The sequence below is a fragment of the Luteimonas suaedae genome, assembly GCF_008312895.1.
In the GTDB taxonomy this organism is placed as follows: domain Bacteria; phylum Pseudomonadota; class Gammaproteobacteria; order Xanthomonadales; family Xanthomonadaceae; genus Luteimonas; species Luteimonas suaedae.
In genome coordinates, this window is sequence record NZ_VSSP01000005.1 from 58776 (window position 1) to 77671 (window position 18896).

Genomic DNA, 18896 nt, shown 5'->3' on the forward strand with positions numbered 1-18896 from the left:
GGATCAGCGCAGGCAGTCGGGGTCGAGCTGCAGCGCCTGGACCACATCCTGCAGGTCGAATGCGGTCACGGCGCGATCATCGTGCACCGCGTACAGCACGCCGGCCGGGAACCGCGGCGTGGCCGCGGCGTGCAGGGCGATGCCGTCGGTGTTCGCGGTCAGGCGGCCGCTGAAGCTGCCGCGCGGGGCGAGGTCGGCGCGATCGAAGACATGGAATGTGGTCAGCGGTGTGAGCTGGTCGACCGCGATCCAGTAGCCGCCGTCGGCGCGGCAGGACCACAGCGCCACGCCCTCGGCCTCGCCGACGAAGCTGTCGTCCGGAAGGCTGACGCCGGTGTAGCGGCCATCGAGCGTGTACGCGTGCAGGGTGGAGACGTTGCTGCGGTCCTCGTCGGCGATCAGCAGGCGGTCGTGCAGCGGATCGCCGGCGATCGACTCCACCATGCGCAGCGCGCCGCGCTCGCCGGTATCGCCGAAGGCGCCCAGGTACTCGGCCTCGAACGTCCCGTCGTCGTCGAGCTGCAGGCGGTATCGTCGAACCCGCTGGTCGAGTTCCTCGCGCGGGGGCACCACGTCGAAATGCTCGCCGTACATGAAGCTGTCGGTGATGTAGGCCTGCAACTCGTCGGGTGCCGCCTCGTGCAGCCACAGGCCGTAGGGGCTGCGCAGCTGCTGCTCGCCGAAGCTGCCGAGCGGGCGGAAGTCCGGAAGGCGCAGCACCTGCGCACGCGGCACGTCGCGTTCGACCACGAACACCCGATCGCCGTAGACCAGCAGCCCGTTCGGGCGGGTGAACTCGCCCAGCGCCTTGCCCTTGCCGCCGATGGTGCGCAGGCGTTCGCCGCTGTCGCCGTCGAACAGGATCAGCCGATGGCTCGACTTGGCGGTGGCGATCACCCAGGTGGCACCGTCCGGATGGGCCCAGGTGGTCAGCGAGTCGAGCTCGTCGGCGTGATTCTCCTCCGTGACGAAGACCTCCCCGACCGTGACCGCGTCGCGGGCCGTGCCGATGATGTGCCCGTCGGACTCCGGCTGCGGCGGAGGCGCGAGGCTGGCGCAGGCGGCAAGCAGGCTGCAGGCAAGCAGCAGGGCGAGGCGGCGGAAGGTCGGCATCGCGGAAGTATGGCGGAGCAGTGCGCGAAACGGGCATGCCGGATGTGGTGCGGCCGTCACAGAAATTCCATCTCTCGATCCGCATGAAGCGATTGACATTGCGAAAAACCGCTGGCAATCTGCGGGCTATCCATCGAGACCGGCGGAGGGACAGGCCCTTTGATGCCGGGGCAACCTCAACCTGAGCCGCATGCGGCTCCGGGTGAAAGGTGCCAAGTCCTGCGGGGACCTGAGCGTCCACCGGAAGATGGTTGCGGACCGCCTCCCCCACGGCGGGCGCAATTCCGCCGACCGGCTTCCTGCAGACATCGATGGCTCCTCCACTTCCGGAAGGTGCCATGAGCCTGGTCGAACCTGCGGTCGCCACCCCCGAACCCCTGCCACGTTTTCCCGTGCCGGCCGAACGCGCCGTGCCGGCGGGCGACGCCGCTGCGCGCGGCAGCGTCGAGATCGACCTCGCGTTGCGCCATGCCGGTGTGCGGCGGGTGCGCCTGGCCTGGGAGATCCAGGGCCAGGCCGATGCGCCGGTGGTCCTGGTGGCTGGCGGCATCTCGGCGCACCGCCATGTCGCCTCCAGTTCCGCCTTTCCGGAACGGGGCTGGGTGCAGGACCTGGTCGCGGCCGGGCGTACGCTCGATCCGGCGCATTGCCGCATCCTCGCCTTCGACTACGTCGGCGCCGACGGCCGCCTCGATGCGCCGATCGACACCGCCGACCAGGCCGATGCCGTCGCCATACTGCTCGACGCGCTGCGGATTCCTCGCCTGCAGGCGTTCGTCGGCTACTCGTACGGGGCGCTGGTCGGACTGCAGCTGGCCGCGCGCCATCCGGCGCGGCTCGAGCGTCTGGTCGCGGTCAGCGGCGCGCACCGGGCCCATCCCTACGCCGCCGCCTGGCGCGCGCTGCAGCGGCGCGCGGTCGCGCTCGGGCAGCTGCAGTGCGCCGACCTGCAGGGGCTGTCGCTGGCGCGGCAGTTCGCGATGCTGAGCTACCGCACCGAGGAAGAGTTCGGCGAGCGCTTCGATGCGCCGCCGGAGATCGTCAACGGCCGCGTGCGCGTGGCCGCCGAGGACTATCTCGACGCGGCCGGTGCGCAGTACGTGGCGCGCACGCCGGTGACCGCGTGGTTGCGGCTGTCCGAATCGATCGACCTGCACTGCGTCGACCCGGCCGCGGTGCATGTGCCGACCACCGTGGTCGCCGTGGAAGGCGACCGCCTGGTGCCGCTGTCCGATTCGGTGGCGCTGGTGGAGGGGCTGGGCCGACGCGGCCGGTTGCGCGTGCTGCGCTCGCCCTACGGCCACGACGCATTCCTGAAAGAAACCGACCGCATCGACGCGCTGCTGCGATCGGCGCTGCACAACGAAGGAGACGCCGCATGAGCATCATCGAAGACACCACCCCCGCGAACGCCTGTCCGGGCGCCGCCACCCGCGCGGTGCGCGCCGGCATCGATCGCGACCCGGCCTGGGGCGCGGTGACGCCGCCGCTGGTGCTGTCGTCGAACTTCAGCTTCGCCGGCTTCGCGGCCAAGCGCGAATACGACTACACCCGCAGCGGCAATCCCACCCGCGACCTGCTCGGCGACGCCCTGGCCGAGCTCGAGGGCGGCGCCGGCGGCGTGGTCACCTCGACCGGGATGTCGGCGATCACCTTGCTGTTGCATGCGCTGCTGCAGCCCGGCGATCGCCTGGTGGTGCCGCACGACGCCTATGGCGGCAGCTGGCGGCTGTTCGATGCGCTGTCGCGCAAGGGCCATTTCGAGCTGGTCACCGCCGACCTGACCGATCCGCGCGCGCTCGCCGACGCACTGGCGCAGGCGCCGAAACTGGTGCTGGTCGAGACGCCCTCCAACCCGCTGCTGCGGATCACCGACCTGCGTTTCGTGATCGACGCCGCGCACCGCGCCGGCGCGCTGGTCGCGGTCGACAACACCTTCCTGTCGCCGGCGCTGCAGAATCCGATCGCCGCGTTCGGCGCCGATGCGGTGCTGCACTCGACCACCAAGTACATCAACGGCCACAGCGACGTGGTGGGCGGTGCGCTGGTGGCGGCCACGCCGGAGCTGCACGAGCAGTTCACCTGGTGGGCCAACGCGCTCGGCATCACCGGCGCGCCGTTCGACAGCTTCCTCACCCTGCGCGGATTGCGGACGCTGGATGCGCGGCTGCGCGTGCACCAGGAAAACACCACCGCGATCGCCGCGCAGCTCGATGCACATCCGGCGGTCGCGCGCGTGTATTGGCCGGGCCTGGCGTCGCACCCGGGCCATGCGGTCGCGGCGCGGCAGCAGAAGGGCTTCGGCGCGATGCTCAGCCTCGAGCTCGCCGGCGACGGCCGCGCCGCGCAGGAGCAGGCGGTACGTGCCTTCGTCGACGGGCTGCAGTGCTTCACCCTGGCCGAATCGCTCGGCGGCGTGGAAAGCCTGATCGCGCATCCGGCGACCATGACCCATGCGGCGATGACGCCGGAAGCGCGGGCGCAGGCGGGCATCTCCGATGGGTTGTTGCGGCTGTCGGTGGGGATCGAGGCGGTCGAGGACCTGCAGGCCGACCTGGCCGCGGCGCTGGTGCGTGCCGAAGCCGCGCAGCGCGGTGCCGCGCGCAAACGGGTGGACGCATGAGCACGGTCGCCAGCCTACCGCTGCCGGCGCGGCGCGGCGCGCGTTCGCCGACGCAGCGGCCAGCGCCGCGGCTGGCGCTGCTCGGTACCGGTACCGTCGGCAGTGCCTTCGTCGCCCGCTGCGAACGCCTGCGCGCGCAGGGCGTGGCGTTGCCCGCGTTCGCGTGGCTGTCGAATTCGCGCACGCTGGTGAGTGGCGGCGGCGATCCGCGACGTGCGGTCGAGGAGGCGCGGGCGGCGCCCGCGCGCGCCGGCAGTTGGCCGCCGTGGGTGGAGAGCGAGGGCTTGCGCAGCGGCGACATCGTCGTCGATGCCACCGCCAGCGACGGTGTCGCCGGCTGGCACAGCGAGTGGCTGGCGCGCGGTATCCATGTGGTTACCGCCAACAAGCTTGGCAACGGCGCCGACCTCGCGCGCGCCCAGGCGATCGCCGCTGCGCAGCGCGAGCGTATTGGCGTGCAGTATGGCGACAGCGCCACCGTCGGCGCCGGGCTGCCGTTGCTGCGCAGTATCCGCGAGCTGGTCGCCGGCGGCGACCGCATCCGCACGATCGAAGGCGTGCTCTCGGGATCGCTGGCCTGGCTGTTCGATCGCTACGATGGCACGCGCGCGTTCTCGGACCTGGTGCGCGAGGCGCGCGATGCCGGGTTTACCGAGCCGGACCCGCGCGAGGACCTGGGCGGCGAGGACGTGCGCCGCAAGCTGCTGATCCTGGCGCGCGCCGCCGGGCTGCCGTTGGAACCGCACGCCGTGCGGGTCGAGTCGCTGTTGCCCGAGGAACTCGCGCGCGCCGCACTCGCGCAGGTGGACGAGCGGCTCGCATTGCTCGATGCCGGCCTGGCCGAACGCCAGCGCCAGGCCCGCGCCGACGGTGCGCGGCTGCGATTCGTCGGCTGTTTCGACGACGCTGGTGCCAGCGTCGGGCTGCGCGCGCTGCCCGACGCGCATCCGCTATGCGCCGGCCGCGGCACCGACAACCTGGTCGCGATCGGGAGTTGTCGCTATCGCGAGCAGCCGCTGGTGATCCGCGGCCCCGGCGCCGGCGCCGAAGTCACCGCGGCGGCGTTGCTCGACGACGTGTTGCGGATCGCGCGCGCGGCGGCGTAGTACGTTGCCGGTCGTTCGCAACGCGCACGCTCCGCGGTTTCGGCTGCGGCGCGTCCGGGCAACTCATTCCACCTGCAACAGGCGCTGGTAGATCCGCAGGTCCTCCGGCGAGAAGCAGCAGAACAAGACGCGGCCGATGCCGTCCAGGCGCGCCGCGGTCTGGCGCACCGTCGTCACCGCAACATTCGCCGCGGCAGCGGCCGGATAGCCGTAGAGGCCGGTACTGATGCACGGGAAGGCGACGCTGCGCAGCCCGTGGGCGTCCGCCACTTCCAGCGAACGCCGATAGCACGAGGCCAACAGCTCCGGCTCGCCAGCGCCGCCGCCGCGCCAGACCGGACCGACGGTGTGGATGACGTGGCGGGCCGGCAAGCGGTAGCCGCCGGTGAGCCTGGCGTCGCCGGTGTCGCAGCCGCCGAGGCCGCGGCATTCGGACACCAGCTCCGGACCGGCCGCGCGGTGGATCGCGCCGTCCACGCCGCCGCCGCCGAGCAGCGAGGGATTGGCGGCGTTGACGATGGCATCGAGCTGCAGCGTGGTGATGTCGGCCTGCAGCGCCTCGAGGATGGCGGTCATCGTGGTGCGCGGCTTTCCGTCAGTGCGCTTCCAGCGCCTGCAGCAGCGCGGCCTCGAACCGCGCCGGTGCTTCCACCTGCGGCGAATGGCCGAGATCGTCGAACGCGACCAGGCGCGCGCCGGGAATCGCAGCCGCCGCGCGTTTGCCGAGCGCGGGGTAATCCCCCAGCCGCGTTGCGAGCTCCGGCGGCGCGCGGTCCCTGCCGATGGCGGTGCGGTCGCGCTGGCCGATGAACAGCGTCGTCGGTACGCGGATGTCGCCGAACTCGTGCACCACCGGCTGGTTGAACACCATGTCCGAGGCCAGCGCCTGGTTCCACGCCACCTGCTGCTTGCCCGGGCCGGCGTACATGCCGGCCAGCATCTCCACCCAGCGTTCGTATTCCGGCTTCCACTGCCCGCTGTAGTAGACCTCGCGCTGGTAGCGCTTGATCGAATCGAAATCGGTCTTCAGCTCGCCGGCATACCAGGCGTCGATGTCCTGCCAGGGCACGCCCTCGGCCTTCCAGTCTTCCAGCCCGATCGGATTGACCAGCACCAGGTGCTCGACCGCGTCCGGATACTGCAGCGCATAGCGCGCGGCCAGCATGCCGCCCATGGAATGGCCGACGACCGCGGCGCGTTCGATGCCGAGCGACGCCAGCAACGCCTGGGTGTTCGCCGCCAGCTGCGCGAACGAGAACTGGTAGCGCTCCGGCTTGTCCGACTTGCAGAAGCCGATCTGGTCCGGTGCGACGACGCGGTAGCCGGCGCCGGTCAGTGCCTCGATCGCAGATTCCCAGGTCGCGGCGCAGAAGTTCTTGCCGTGCAGCAGCACCACGCTGCGGCCGTTGGCGGTCGCGGTGGGGGCGACGTCGAGATAGGCCATTTCCAGCGACTGCCGCTGCGAGTCGAAGGCGAAAGTCCGCACCGGGTGCGGGTACTCGAAGCCCTGGAGTCTCGGGCCGTAGACGGAAGGGGCGGATTGCGCCGTCGCCACCGCCGGCGCGAGCAGGAGGAAGGTAGCGAGAAGGCGGATGGACGGGGGCATGGAGGCTCCGGGGCAGAATCCGCCCACAGCTTACCGTCCGCATGTCGACGCGTCGCATTGCAGCACGCCGTCGCCGCTGCGGACGGTACGTACGCCCGGCGGGTATCCCGGCAGACCGCGCACGGATCGGAGCGGGGCGGGCCCTGGATGAAGGGCGCAGCGCGGGTTGCGGTTTACCGCGGCGAAGCCGGTCAATCCACGCGGAGCGGCGAGCCTCGCTCCGGCCGCGTCAATCGATGCAGGTATAGATCAGGGTGCTGTCGTCGGACGTGATGCCCCAAGAAACCGGTTCGCCGTGGCAGTTGGTGCCGCGCGCACCGACAACCTGGGTATGGTCTTCGCCGTAGTAGTAGCGGACCCAGCCCGGCTTGGGTGCGGCGCTGACCAGGCTGCTTGCGATCACCGCGCCCAGCCCGAGCGCGAGCCATCGGCTTTCATGACGGTGCCTCCCGACATGCGGCCACGTGGCCGCACCGGGGAACCTACACCGATGCGCGGGTCGGTGCACCCTGCGCCGCCGCATTGCGGCAGCCGACCGGGAGGGCACGCAGGGCGGGCCCGACCCGCCGCAGGGATCGCCGCGGCCTCGCTCTGCGCGGCTCCCCGTGCACCGCACGGCCGGTATGCGATACGTGCGCGTTCGATGGGGCCCAGGACGCGCGGGGCACCGGCCGTCCGTGCCGGTGCCCGCGCGGCGGAACACGGGTGCCTATTCCAGCCCGTCCGCGATCGCGTCGACCAGGGTGCCCGGGGCATCGTCGCCGCTGAACTCCCAGAAGAAGGCGCCGCCCAGGCCCTGCACCTTCACGTACTGCATCTTCTCCGCGACCATCGCCGGGGTGTCGTACGACCAGAAGGTGTTGCCGTCGTACTTCCAGGTGGCGCGCGCCTGCGCGTCGGTGTGAACGCTGCCGGGCCTGTCCTTGAGCACCTTGTAGTCCTCGATGCCTGCCTCGTAGGCGCCCGGCGCCGCGCTGCCGCTCTGGTACAGGCCGTTGTTGGCGTTGGGCACATTGGTCCAGCCGCGGCCGTAGAAACCGATGCCGAGGTTGAGCTTGGCCGCCGGCACGCCGCGGTCGAGGAAGGCCTGGATGGCGTCGTTGCTGTTGTAGTAGCGCTGGTCGCCGGTGGAGGGGTCATCGGGCGAGTCGAACAGCGCCGAATGATGGTTGGTCTGCGGATCCCAGGCGCCATGGAAGTCGTAGGTCATGACGTTGATGAAATCCAGGTACGGGTGGTACTCGCCGGGATCGGTGACGCGGATCTTGTCGATGCCGGCGCCGACCGCCACGGTGAGCAGCAGGCCCGGACGCACCGCGTCGAGCTGGCGGCGGAACTCGGCCAGCAGGGCGGTGAAGTTGGCGCGGTCCTCCGGCGTCCCGCAGCTCAGCCCGCAGGCGACTGGGTACTCCCAGTCGATGTCGATGCCGTCGAACACGCCCGCCGCCGCGCCCGGACCGCCGGCGCCGTCGGTGACCGGCAGGTTGCCGTGGACGTACGCGTCGATGCAGGAGGCGACGAAGGCTTCGCGGTTTTCCGGGCGTGCCGCCGCGGAGAATCCGCGCGACCAGGTCCAGCCGCCGAGCGAGATCAGCACCTTCAGCCCGGGATGCCTGGCCTTGAGCTTCTTCAGCTGGTTCCAGTTGCCGCGCAGCGGCTGGTCCCAGGTGTCGCCGACGCCGTCGACGCTCTGCGCCGCGCCGAACGACTTGGTGTAGTCGGCGAAGGCATCGCCGCCGGCGCCGGTGTTGGGATCGGAGGGCTGGGTGACGCCGACCTCGCAGCGGTTGTTGCGGACGTTGCCGAACGCATAGTTGATGTGCGTCAACCTGGCGGCCGAGCCGCTGGTGTCGATGTCCTTCACCTGGTAGTTGCGGCCGTAGATGCCCCACTGGGTGAAATAGCCGATCACGTGCTTGCCGCCGCCACCGCCGCCGGGCAACGTGCCGGTGCTGATCTGCGGGCTCAGGCCGGAAGGGTTGCCGGCACGATCGCGGGCGCGCACCCGGTAGGCGTAGGTGCTGTCGGCCGTCAATGCGCTGTCGGTGTAGCCGGTGGTCGCCGGCGATCCGACCAGCGTGCCGTCGCGGTAGACGTCGTAACCGGCCACGCCGCTGCCGCCGGCGTTGTCGGTCGACGCGTCCCAGGCGAGGGTGATGCTGCTCGCGGTCTGGCTGGGCGAACGCAGGCCGGTCGGGACGCTCGGCGGGGTGGTGTCGTCGGCGGGCAGGGCGGTGACGGTGATCGAAACGGTTGCCGAGGCGGTGCTGGCGCCGTCGTCGTCGGTGGCCACGGCGCCGAGCGTGTAGCTTCCGGCCGCAACGTCCGGCCAGTCGACGCCGTAGGGCGCGGAGGTGTCGATCCCCAGCGAGGCCTGGCCGTTGAAGAACTCGACCTGGCCGATGCTGCCGTCGCCGTCGGTCGCGTCGGCGGCCAGGGCGATCGTGGCGCCTGCCGTGAAACTCGCGCCGCTGGCCGGCGCGGTCAGCGACACCGATGGCGGCTGGTTCTCGCCGCCGCCGGTCCCGCAGGCGCCCAGGTCCTGGTACCAGCCGCAGGAGGGGCAGTGGCTCGGCGGCGCGTTCCAGATCGGAACCAGGGCCTGATAGAGCCGGTTCTCGTAGACCAGCCGATCTCCCGGCTCGTAGATCGCGGCGGCATTCCAGGCCGGAATTCCTGCACAGCTCGCGTTCTGGCTCTGCGCCTGGACAGGTGCGATCCACGCGGACGCGAGCAGGAAACACAGCAGCAGCTTTGCGTGCTTGCGATACATGACGGACTCTCCTTGGATTCGGCGCCTCGATGAAGGCGAAGGATCGGACGATCGCCAGCAGTCATCCCGCAGCCGAAGACAGCCGGGGCGACCGCAGACGCCGGTCGTCCGTCACTGCAGGCAGGTTGTCCGACGGATCGGTGGTGCAGCCTGGTGGAAGGCGTTGATGGAGCCGATGTGGAGGCTGCGTTCCGCCTGCATCGGAAACCGGGTGCGGGCGACACGCACGAACGGATGCGGCTGCGTAGACGATCGTGCTCGATGACATCGTTGTCAAAGGAAAATTACGCGATATGGGAGAAGAATCACACATGTCGATGACAACGATGCCTGCGGCCGTGCGCGCGGGTCAGGACGAGTCCGTGCAGGACGCAAAGCGCGCCAGAAGTAGGACGCGATATGTCTCGTGCGAAGCTGGCGCGACGCTACGCGCGGACCTGGTTGACCTGCACCAGCCGCTCAACCGTGTCCGGATACTGCAATGCATCGCGCACGGCCAGCATGCCGCCCATCGCAGAAGGTGACGATGCTTACAGGTGGTTGTCGACGGCAGGACGACGCCGGGGCGCGGCGTGGATATCCACTCGCGGCGCGCGTCACTCGCCTTCGCGCTTGGTCCGGTCCGGGACGCTCCGGGCGTCCGTCTCCTGCCACGGCAGGCGGCCCTCGACTTCCAGATGCAGCGCGAATACCAGGAATGCGCGGATCAGCACCATCAATCCCAGCATGAACAGGCTGTCGAGGGTGTAGTCGATCGTCACCGTGCGGATGATGTCGGCGGCCACCAGGAACTCCAGGCCCAGGATCAAACCGCGCACGCTGTGGCGTCGGTAGGAGAGATAGGCGCCATGCCCGCCCAGCCTGCGCAGCTCGCGCGGCCACAGCACCGTGGCGAAGACGAAGCCAGCGACGATCACCGCCGCCCCCACGCCCTCCAGCACCTGGATCAGGATGCCGATGAGCTGAGTCAGCGTTTCGCCTACCGGGAACATCGTGGTTTCAGCACTCGATGACGTTGACTGCCAGGCCGCCGCGCGAGGTTTCCTTGTACTTGTCGCGCATGTCGCGGCCGGTGTCGCGCATGGTCTTGATCACCTTGTCGAGGCTGACCTTGTGCTTGCCGTCGCCGCGCAGCGCCATGCGCGAGGCGTTGATCGCCTTCACCGATCCCATCGCGTTGCGCTCGATGCACGGGATCTGCACCAGGCCGCCGATCGGATCGCAGGTGAGGCCCAGGTTGTGTTCCATGCCGATCTCGGCGGCGTTCTCGATCTGGCTCGGGTTGCCGCCGAGTGCGGCGGTCAGGCCGGCCGCCGCCATCGAGCAGGCGACGCCGACCTCGCCCTGGCAGCCGACCTCGGCGCCGGAGATCGAGGCGTTCTCCTTGTACAGGATGCCGACCGCGGCGGCGGTGAGCAGGAAGTCGAAGACGCCCTGTTCGTCGGACTTGGGACAGAAGCGGTCGTAGTAGTGCAGCACCGCGGGCATGATGCCGGCCGCGCCGTTGGTCGGCGCGGTGACCACGCGGCCGCCGGCGGCGTTTTCCTCGTTGACCGCCAGCGCGTACAGGTTGACCCAGTCGAGCACGCTCAGCGGGTCGCGCATCGCCGCTTCCGGGCGCGAGGACAGTTCGCCGTACAGGATCGGCGCGCGCCGGGTCACGTTCAAGCCGCCGGGCAGGGTGCCGGTCTGGCGGATGCCGCGCTGCACGCAGGACTGCATTGCGGCCCAGAGTTCACGCAGGCCATCGCGGATCTCGTCGGCGCTGCGCCAGCACTGTTCGTTGGCGAACATCAGCTGCGCGATGGTGAGGTCGTTGTCGCGGGCGCGCTGCAGCAGCTCGTCGCCGCTGGAGAAGGGATACGGCACCTGGGTGGTGTCGGCGACGATGCGGTCCTCGGCGGCCTCGTCCTGGTTGACCACGAAACCGCCGCCGACCGAGTAGTAGTCGCGGCTGGCGATCTCGTTGCCGTCGGCGTCGAAGGCGGCGAAGCGCATGCCGTTAGTGTGGTAGGGCAGCTTCTGCCGCTTGTTCATCACCAGGTCGCGTTTTTCGTCGAACGCGATCTCGTGCTCGCCGTGCAGACGGATGCGCCCGGCGCCGCGGATGCGCTCGAGCGCGCCGGGAATGACGTCCGGGTCGATCCGGTTGGGCAGTTGGCCTTCCAGGCCCATCATCACCGCCTTGTCGGTGCCGTGGCCGCGCCCGGTCAGCGCCAGCGATCCGAACACCTCGGCGCGCACCCGCGCCACGTCGGGCAGGCGGCCGGCCTCCACCAGCCAGCGCTCGACGAAACGCGCGGCGGCGCGCATCGGTCCCACCGTGTGCGAGGAACTCGGCCCGATGCCGATCTTGTAGAGGTCGAAGGTGCTGACTGCCATCGGGCTATTCTACGCGCCCGCCCCGTGCATTCCCTGTCCGCCGCATGTCCGGCCTGATCCTGTACCAGCGCGATGACTGCCCGCTGTGCGACCGCGCCCTCGCGGTGCTGGCCGAAGCACGCGCGCCGGAGTTCGAGACCGTGTGGATCGACGGCGACGCCGCGCTGGAGGCGCGCTACGGCGCCCGCGTGCCGGTGCTGCGCCACGACGGCCGTGAACTCGGCTGGCCGTTCGACGCCGAAGCGGTGCGCGCCTTCGTGACGCCGCAGCGGCCATGAGGCTGCACGGCGCGCTAGCGCTTGTCTTCCCCCTTTGAAAAAGGGGGATTAAGGGGGATTTGCTTTGGCCTTGACTGAGCCGGGCGCCCGGCCAATCCCCCCAACCCCCTTTTCAAAGGGGATTGTCGCCAAGCCGTCGAATTGATCGCAGGAAAACAGGGGAAACCCCAGGATCAAGCCATAAAAGCTATCCGCGCTGATCCGTGGCCAAAGAAGCGTTTTCTGATCGCAGCCGGCATCGCTATTCCGCCGGCTGAAAGACCACCTTGGTGCTGATCGCGATCGCGTCCGGGATCACCGCGGTGTCCTCCCAGTCGCCGCTGCCGACGCCGAACTCGAGCCGGTTCACCGTCGCCCTGCCGGTCAGCACCGGCTGCTCGCCCGGCGTCCAGGTAAAGGTCAGGGTAACCGGCCGGCTGATGCCGCGCAGGCTCAGGGTGCCGTCGGCGGCGTAGCGGCCGTCGTCGAGCGCGCGGAAGGTGTCGGCGCTGTAATGCGCCTGCGCGAACTTCACGCTGTCGAAGAACACGGGACCGCGCAGTTCACCGTCGTAGTCGGCGTTGCCGGTGGTCGCGCTCGCCAGCGGGATGACGACATCGAGCCTGGCGTCGGCGAGGTTGTCCGGATCGAACGCGAACGTGGTGCGGAATCCCGGGAAGCGGCCGCTGAACACCTCGCCCTGGTAGGTGCCGGCGAAGACCAGGCTCGAGCCTGGCGCCTGCACGTAGTCGGCGGCGAGCGCCGGCGCGCTGAACAGCAAGGCGGTGGCGAGCAGGAAGGCATTACGCATCGCGGGAATCCTCGGGGGGCGTGGGAGCGGTGTCGGCGGAGCCGGTGTGCAGCCATCCGCGCGGCAGCATCCGCGCCAGGGTGGCATCGCGCAGGAACAGGTGATGGTAGAAGGCGGCCGCCGCGTGCACCAGCGCCACCGCGACCAGCAGCCAGAACAGCCAGGCGTGCGCGGCGATGGCCGCTTCGCGCAGCGCTTCGTCCTTGCCCGCGATCGCCGGCAGGTTGAACAGCCCGAACCACTGCAGCGGATAGCCGGCGGCGGAATTGAACAGCCAGCCGCTGAGCGGGATCGTGAACAGCAGCGCGTACAGCAGCCAATGCGTGAACACGGCGGCACGCTCCTGCCATCGGGGGATGCCCGGCACCGGGCGCGGCGCGCCGGTCGCCAGGCGCCAGAGCAGCCGCAGCAGCGCCAGCGCCAGGATGGTGAGGCCGAACGACTTGTGCAGCGCGTAGATGCGGATCTTGTCGGGGCTGTTGAGCATGTCGACCATCAGCAGTCCCACGATCCCCTGACCGAGGATCAGCAGCACGATCAGCCAATGCAGCAGCTGGCTGACGCCGCCCCAACGTTGTTCGCTGTTCTTCCAGATCATGGATTCGGGTCCGGCTCGGGTTCGGGGGGCGGCGGCAGCGGCAGGTCGTAGGTCGACACCGGGACCTCGGTCACATCAGGGGGCGAAGCGGTGGCGGGCATGGCGCGCCCGGCACCGCCGCGGATGCGCGTCGCCTCGGCCTCGATCCGCAGCTCGACCGTATCGCCGATCACCGACCGCCATGCATCGATGCCGAACGCGGCACGACTCAGGGTGGTGGTCGCGGAGAAGCCGACGGTGCGGCGGAACGGCGGCATCGGGTGGCGCTTGAGTGCGTTGAAAACGACCTCGAGGGTGGCCGGCCGCGTCACTCCGCGCAGGGTGAGACTGCCATGGACGGCGGCGCGGTCCGCATCCAGCGGCTCGACGCGCTCGGAGACGAATCGTGCCTCCGGGTGGTGCTCGGCATCCAGCAGGCCGCGCGCGAGCACGGCGCGGTTCCAGCGTTCGTCGCCCAGATCGAGCGCGGCGATCGGCACCTGCGCCTCGAGCCGTGCGCTGGTCCAGTCGTGCGGGTCGAACAGTAGCGTGCCCCGGCTGCCCGACACGGTGCCGACGGCCCTGGAGAATCCGGCATGATCGACCGCGAACACCACCCGCGTGTGCACCGGGTCGAGCGCATAGGCCTGCACCTGCGCGCGGACATGACCGCCGCAGGCGAGGCCGGCGAGCAGCACGAGCGCTGGAACGGGAAGGCGTGGCGCGGATCGCGACATGGTCGGCCGTACGGCGGGGGTGCCACGATTCTAGGCCACGCGGGCACGTGGACGCGGCCGCGTCGTGCTTGCGCCGGCAACGCAGCGTTGCGAGGATTCATCCGGGGCGCAGGGACAGCGGAGAGAAGACGCATGGAGAGCAAGTCGATCCTGCCGGGGTTTCTGGCGCTGTTGCTGGCGCTGCCGGTCGCGGCGAGCGTGCCGGAGACGCCGCGGTTCCGCGCCGTCGGCGTCGCCGAAGGGCTGCCTTCGACCGACATCCTCGGGCTCGCCCGCGACAGTACCGGCTATCTCTGGATCGCGACCGCGGACGGACTGGCGCGCTACGACGGCAGCGGCACGCGGGTCTGGCGCCACGATCCGGACGATCCGGATTCGCTCGGCGAGAGCTTCGTGCAGGCGGTGCACGTCGACGGCCGCGACCGGGTGTGGGTGGCGACCGGCGAGTTCGGCATCAGCATGCTCGACCGCGACAGCGGCGGCTTCCGCCACTATCGCAAGGCCACCGATCCGCGGATCGACAGCGACAACGTGTTCTCGCTGACCCACCGCGGCGACGAGATCTGGTTCGGCACCTACGAAGGCAGCCTGCACCGGTTGTCGCCGGACGGCGCCATCACCGTGTTCGCGCACGATCCGGACGATCCGGCGAGCCTGCCGCCGGGCCTGGTGTTCGCGCTGGCCGCCGACGCCGCCGGACGGTTGTGGATCGGCAGCTTCGGCGGCCTGGCGAAATTCGAGGACGGAAGGATCCAGCGTATCGCCCTGCCGGGCGGACAGCCGACACCGCGGATCTTCTCGATCACGATGATCGGCCCGGAGCTCTGGATCGGCACCGCGGCCGGCGTGTTCGTCGGCGATGGCGATGGCGACGGCGACTGGCGGCAGCCGCCATGGTCGTCGATGTTCGAGCATCCCAACGCGGTGATGGCGATCGCGCGCGACGTCGACGGCGGGCTGTGGCTCGCCAGCCAGCGCAATCTCTGGCGCGGGCTGCCGGGGCAGGCGCCCAGGCCGGTCGCGCTCGGATCGGCGATGAAGCAGCAGGTCCTGCACGCGCTGGTGCTGCAGGACGATGGCGCGTTGTGGGTGCCGATGCCCGGAGTCGGGCTGGGCTACTTGCGTTCGGACTGGCGTCAGGTGGCGCAGTTCCAGGGCGAGGAGAACGGCCTGTCGAACGACATCTATCGCGCCGTGGCCGCGGCGGAAGACGGGGGCGTGTGGCTGGGCGGGCACAACGGCGCGCTCAACTGGCTCGGCGCCGACGGCACCGTCGAGCGCTTCGAGCAGGCCATCGACGATGCGCTCGCCGGCCGCCGCATCTATGCCGCGGCCGAGGACCGGATCGGCAATCTCTGGCTCGGCCTGTCCAACGGCCTGCTGCGGATCACCCGCGCCGGCGCGATCGACGGCTGGCGCGCCGACGATGCGCAGGCGCCGACCCTGCCCGGCTGGACCGACCACCTCCGCATCGCGCCCGACGGCAGCGTGTGGGCCTCGATGCAGGGTGCGGGCGTGCAGCAGCGTGACCCGGCCAGCGGCGCGGTGCTGACGAACATCCCGGCGCATCCGGAGTCGGGCCTGAACACCGGCGACATCGAGGACCTGGCGATCGCGCCGGACGGCGGCGTGTGGGTGGCGGGGCACGAAGGCGTCTCGCGCCTGGATCCGGAGCGGGCGGTGTTCACGCTGGTGGACGCGACCCGCGGCGGGCGCGTGTTCGCGCTCGCGTTCGAAAGCGCGGACGCGTTGTGGCTGCAGCGCATGGAAGGACTAGCGCGCTACCAGCGCGGCGACGATGGGTGGCGGCTGACCGCGCGCGTCGGCGCTGCCGAAGGCATGCCGGCGATCGGGGCCAGCGCGCTGCGGGTCGACGGCCGCGGGCGGGTCTGGCTGTCGACGCTGCGCGGGCTGTATCGCTGGGATCCGCAGGCGCGCACGCTGCGCCACTACGGCGTCCAGAACGGTTTCAGCAGCCAGGAGTTTGTCGATCGCGCGCTGGCGTTGAGCGCGCGCGACATGCTGGTGGCCGCCGCCGCGGACGGCAGCGTGATCATGATCGACACCGAGGCGCCGGACCCGTCGCCGTCGTCGCCGACCCTGGACTTCGACGCCTTCGAGGTGCGGCGCGAGGGCCGCTGGCAGGCGGTCGCGCAGGCCGATCGCGTCGAACTGGCCAACGACCAACGCGAATTCCGCATCAAGACCCGTCTGCTGGCCTTCGACGATCCGCTGGCGAACCGCTACTGGTCCAAGCTCGACGGCATCGACAGCGATTGGGTGTCGCAGGGCGCGAGCGGCGAGCGGGTGTTCGCGGGATTGCCGGCCGGGGACTACCTGTTGCACCTGCGGGGGCTCGCCGGCGGCGGCGCACTGGCGCCTGGCCGGCAACTGCGGATCCTGGTCCATCCGCCGTGGTGGAAGACGCCGTCGGCGTTGGCGCTGTTCGTGGCGACGGGCCTGCTGCTGGCGTGGTGGGCGGCGACGGCCTACCGCACGCGGCTGCGGCGGCGCAACGCCTGGCAGCTGGTGCAGCACAAGCGCGAGCTGGCCGAGCAGGCGTCAGAGGCGAAGACGCGGTTCCTGGCGACATTGGGGCACGAGGTGCGCACGCCGATGACCGGGGTGCTGGGGATGAGCGAGCTGCTGCTGGAGACGTCGCTGGACGGACGCCAGCGCGGCTACACCGAGTCGATCCGGCGCGCCGGCGAGCACCTGATGCGGCTGGTGAACGACGCCTTGGACCTGGCGCGAATCGAGGCCGGCAAGCTGCAGCTGGACCCGCAGCCGTTCGACCTGCGCGGCCTGCTGGACGACGTGAGCGGGCTGATGGCGCCGCTGGCGCAGCAGCGCGGGCTGGCGTACCGGGAGCAGGTGGTGCGTGGGGTGCCGCAGTGGGTACGCGGCGATGCCGGCCGTGTCCGGCAGATCCTGCTGAACCTGCTGGGCAATGCGATCAAGTTCACCGAGCAGGGGCAGGTGGGGCTGCGGGTGGAACCGGGAGAAGGTCTGGTGCGGTTCGTGGTGTCGGATACCGGTCCGGGATTGAACGCGGAGCAGAAGCAGCGATTGTTCCGGCGATTCGAGCAGGCGGAGGGGGCGCGCACGGCGGCGCGCTACGGCGGTAGCGGGTTGGGGCTGGCGATCTGCCAGGAACTGGCGGCGGCGATGGACGGGCGGATCGAGGTCGACAGTGCGCCGGGCGAGGGCACGCGGTTCACGGTGGAACTGCCGCTGCCGCCGGCGCCGGCGACGGCGCGTGCCGCCACCGCGCCGGAGGCGACATGCGCGCCCGAGGGATGCGAGCTGCTGCTGGTCGAGGACGATGCCATCGTCGCCGAGGTGATCGGCGGACTGCTGCGCCTGCAGGGCCACCGGGTGACCCATGCCGTCCATGGCCTGGCGGCCCTGGCCGAGGTGGCCGCCGGCGACTTCGACCTGGCGCTGCTGGACCTGGACCTGCCGGGCATCGACGGCCTGGCGCTGGCGCGGCAGTTGCGCGCGCAGGGCTTCATGCGACCGTTGATCGCGGTCACCGCGCGTGCCGATGCCGAGGCCGAGCCGCTGGCGCGCACCGCCGGCTTCGACGCGTTCCTGCGCAAGCCGGTCACCGGCGAGGCGCTCGCGGCGACCATTCGCGAGATGCTCGACCTGCGGGGTCGCCGGGAGCCTTTGGATTGGAGTGCGACCTAAAAACGCGTTTCTTGCCATGGATCAACGCGGATGATCGCGGATAAAGCTGCGGAGAAGGGGCGAAAAGCTCCGGTTCTGCTTCGATGCGTATCCGCGTGTATCTGCGTTGATCCGTGGCGAATGGGTTTTGAGTTAGCGCTCCAGTCGGACCGGGGCGACCGCCGGGCTTGCCACGGCCTCCACGCGCCGCGGGCCAGACTGCGGCGATGCCCGCCTCCCCGGATCTCGTCGAGCTGCGCCCGGAGGGCCTGTACTGCCCGGCCGGCGATTTCCACATCGACCCGTGGCGGCCGGTCCCGCGCGCGGTGATCACCCACGGCCATGGCGACCACGCCCGCGCCGGCATGGTCGAATACCACTGCAGCGACGGTTCGCTGCCGCTGCTGCGCTGGCGTCTGGGCGAACAGCGCTATCGCGTGCATGGCCATGGTGAACCGTTCGCGCTCGGCGATGCCAGGGTGTCGCTGCATCCGGCGGGGCACGTCCTGGGCTCGGTGCAGGTGCGGATCGAGGCCGGTGGCCGCGTCTGGGTCGTGTCCGGTGACTACAAGCGCCAACCCGATCCCACCTGCGCGCCGTTCGAAGTGGTGCCCTGCGATACCTTCATCACCGAAGCCACCTTCGCGCTGCCGGTGTACCGCTGGCCGGATACCGGCGATGTCGCGCGCGACATCGTCGCCTGGCGCGAGCACTGCGCCGCGCGCGGCGAGGTGGCGGTGCTGTTCTGCTATGCGCTCGGCAAGGCGCAGCGGTTGCTGGCCGAACTGGCGGCACACACCGACCGGCCCGCGCTGCTGCACGGCACGATCGCCGCAGGCGTGCGGGTGTATCGCGGCGCCGGCATCGCCATGCTCGACGCGCATCCGGTCGCCGAGCAGGAGAAGGGCCGCGACTACGCCGGCGAGCTGGTGCTGGCGCCACCGTCGGCCGCGGGCAGCGCCTGGATGCGGCGCTTCCGTCGCGTGCAGACCGGCTTCGCCTCGGGCTGGATGCGCATCCGCGGCAATCGCCGGCGGCGCAACTACGATCGCGGCTTCGTCGTCTCCGACCATGCCGACTGGCCCGCCCTGATGCGCACCGTGCGCGAGACCGGCGCACGCCGCGTCATCGCCACCCACGGCAGCACCGACGCGATCGTGCGCATGCTGAACGAGACCGGCATCGCCGCGGAGGCGTTCCGTACCGATTTCGGGGACGAGGCGTGAGCGTGATGACGGC

The 18896-nt window shown here is 70.5% G+C and carries 16 protein-coding genes and 1 riboswitch; of the genes, 6 read left to right on the forward strand and 10 right to left on the reverse strand.

What is annotated here, in order from left to right; all coding sequences use genetic code 11:
- Positions 1-3 precede the first annotated feature (3 nt).
- On the reverse strand, positions 4-1113 hold the full coding sequence (locus FXO19_RS09435) for an NHL repeat-containing protein (RefSeq protein ID WP_149194843.1): 1110 nt from the start codon (positions 1111-1113) through the stop codon (positions 4-6).
- A gap of 127 nt (positions 1114-1240) precedes the next feature.
- A riboswitch (SAM riboswitch) is annotated at positions 1241-1367 on the forward strand.
- Between the two features lie 84 nt (positions 1368-1451).
- Between FXO19_RS09435 and metX the strand changes: the two genes are divergently transcribed.
- Genes metX through FXO19_RS09450 form a run of 3 tightly spaced genes read left to right on the forward strand, consistent with a single transcriptional unit; the run spans position 1452 to position 4842 of the window.
- Positions 1452-2495, forward strand: a complete 1044-nt coding sequence (gene metX / locus FXO19_RS09440) for a homoserine O-succinyltransferase MetX (RefSeq protein ID WP_149194844.1) — start codon at positions 1452-1454, stop codon at positions 2493-2495.
- Positions 2492-3736: an O-succinylhomoserine (thiol)-lyase gene (locus FXO19_RS09445; protein WP_149194845.1), complete on the forward strand. Its 1245-nt coding sequence runs from the start codon at positions 2492-2494 to the stop codon at positions 3734-3736. Before metX ends, FXO19_RS09445 begins: the two co-directional genes overlap by 4 nt.
- Positions 3733-4842, forward strand: a complete 1110-nt coding sequence (locus FXO19_RS09450; RefSeq protein WP_149194846.1) for a homoserine dehydrogenase family protein — start codon at positions 3733-3735, stop codon at positions 4840-4842. The genes FXO19_RS09445 and FXO19_RS09450 overlap by 4 nt, the downstream gene beginning before the upstream one ends.
- A 63-nt stretch (positions 4843-4905) precedes the next feature.
- On the opposite strand, the gene FXO19_RS09455 is transcribed toward FXO19_RS09450, so the two are convergent.
- From FXO19_RS09455 to FXO19_RS09475, 6 genes are all read right to left on the reverse strand, one after another.
- On the reverse strand, positions 4906-5418 hold the full coding sequence (locus FXO19_RS09455; RefSeq protein WP_149194847.1) for an O-acetyl-ADP-ribose deacetylase: 513 nt from the start codon (positions 5416-5418) through the stop codon (positions 4906-4908).
- Between the two features lie 19 nt (positions 5419-5437).
- Positions 5438-6448, reverse strand: a complete 1011-nt coding sequence (locus tag FXO19_RS09460) for an alpha/beta fold hydrolase (protein ID WP_149194848.1) — start codon at positions 6446-6448, stop codon at positions 5438-5440.
- A gap of 229 nt (positions 6449-6677) precedes the next feature.
- Complete coding sequence (locus FXO19_RS19240; protein ID WP_187775722.1) at positions 6678-6851, reverse strand: hypothetical protein; 174 nt, start codon at positions 6849-6851, stop codon at positions 6678-6680.
- Positions 6852-7157: 306 nt separating this feature from the next.
- Positions 7158-9221, reverse strand: a complete 2064-nt coding sequence (locus FXO19_RS19735; RefSeq protein WP_149194849.1) for a glycosyl hydrolase family 18 protein — start codon at positions 9219-9221, stop codon at positions 7158-7160.
- A 596-nt stretch (positions 9222-9817) separates the two neighbouring features.
- On the reverse strand, positions 9818-10213 hold the full coding sequence (locus FXO19_RS09470; protein WP_149194850.1) for a DUF1622 domain-containing protein: 396 nt from the start codon (positions 10211-10213) through the stop codon (positions 9818-9820).
- Between the two features lie 7 nt (positions 10214-10220).
- On the reverse strand, positions 10221-11603 hold the full coding sequence (locus FXO19_RS09475; RefSeq protein ID WP_149194851.1) for an L-serine ammonia-lyase: 1383 nt from the start codon (positions 11601-11603) through the stop codon (positions 10221-10223).
- A gap of 44 nt (positions 11604-11647) precedes the next feature.
- Here FXO19_RS09475 and FXO19_RS09480 point away from each other — a divergent pair, with 44 nt between their 5' ends.
- Entirely contained in the window at positions 11648-11881 is a 234-nt protein-coding gene (locus tag FXO19_RS09480) for a glutaredoxin family protein (protein ID WP_149194852.1), read from the forward strand.
- A gap of 241 nt (positions 11882-12122) precedes the next feature.
- Here the strand turns inward: FXO19_RS09480 and FXO19_RS09485 are convergent, their stop codons facing one another.
- From FXO19_RS09485 to FXO19_RS09495, 3 genes are read right to left on the reverse strand one after another with little or no spacing between them, the layout of a single operon-like run.
- Entirely contained in the window at positions 12123-12671 is a 549-nt protein-coding gene (locus tag FXO19_RS09485) for a YceI family protein (RefSeq protein ID WP_149194853.1), read from the reverse strand.
- A complete protein-coding gene (locus FXO19_RS09490) occupies positions 12664-13269 on the reverse strand; it encodes a cytochrome b (RefSeq protein ID WP_149194854.1) in 606 nt (201 codons plus the stop codon). The genes FXO19_RS09485 and FXO19_RS09490 overlap by 8 nt, the downstream gene beginning before the upstream one ends.
- Positions 13266-13985 carry a YceI family protein gene (locus FXO19_RS09495; RefSeq protein ID WP_149194855.1) on the reverse strand — a complete coding sequence of 240 codons (720 nt, stop codon included), beginning with the start codon at positions 13983-13985 and terminating at the stop codon, positions 13266-13268. The genes FXO19_RS09490 and FXO19_RS09495 overlap by 4 nt, the downstream gene beginning before the upstream one ends.
- A 132-nt stretch (positions 13986-14117) precedes the next feature.
- Here FXO19_RS09495 and FXO19_RS09500 point away from each other — a divergent pair, with 132 nt between their 5' ends.
- Together FXO19_RS09500 and FXO19_RS09505 are read left to right on the forward strand one after the other, a co-directional pair.
- Entirely contained in the window at positions 14118-17678 is a 3561-nt protein-coding gene (locus FXO19_RS09500) for a hybrid sensor histidine kinase/response regulator (RefSeq protein ID WP_255516369.1), read from the forward strand.
- Between the two features lie 206 nt (positions 17679-17884).
- On the forward strand, positions 17885-18883 hold the full coding sequence (locus FXO19_RS09505) for a ligase-associated DNA damage response exonuclease (protein ID WP_149194856.1): 999 nt from the start codon (positions 17885-17887) through the stop codon (positions 18881-18883).
- Positions 18884-18896: the final 13 nt, after the last annotated feature.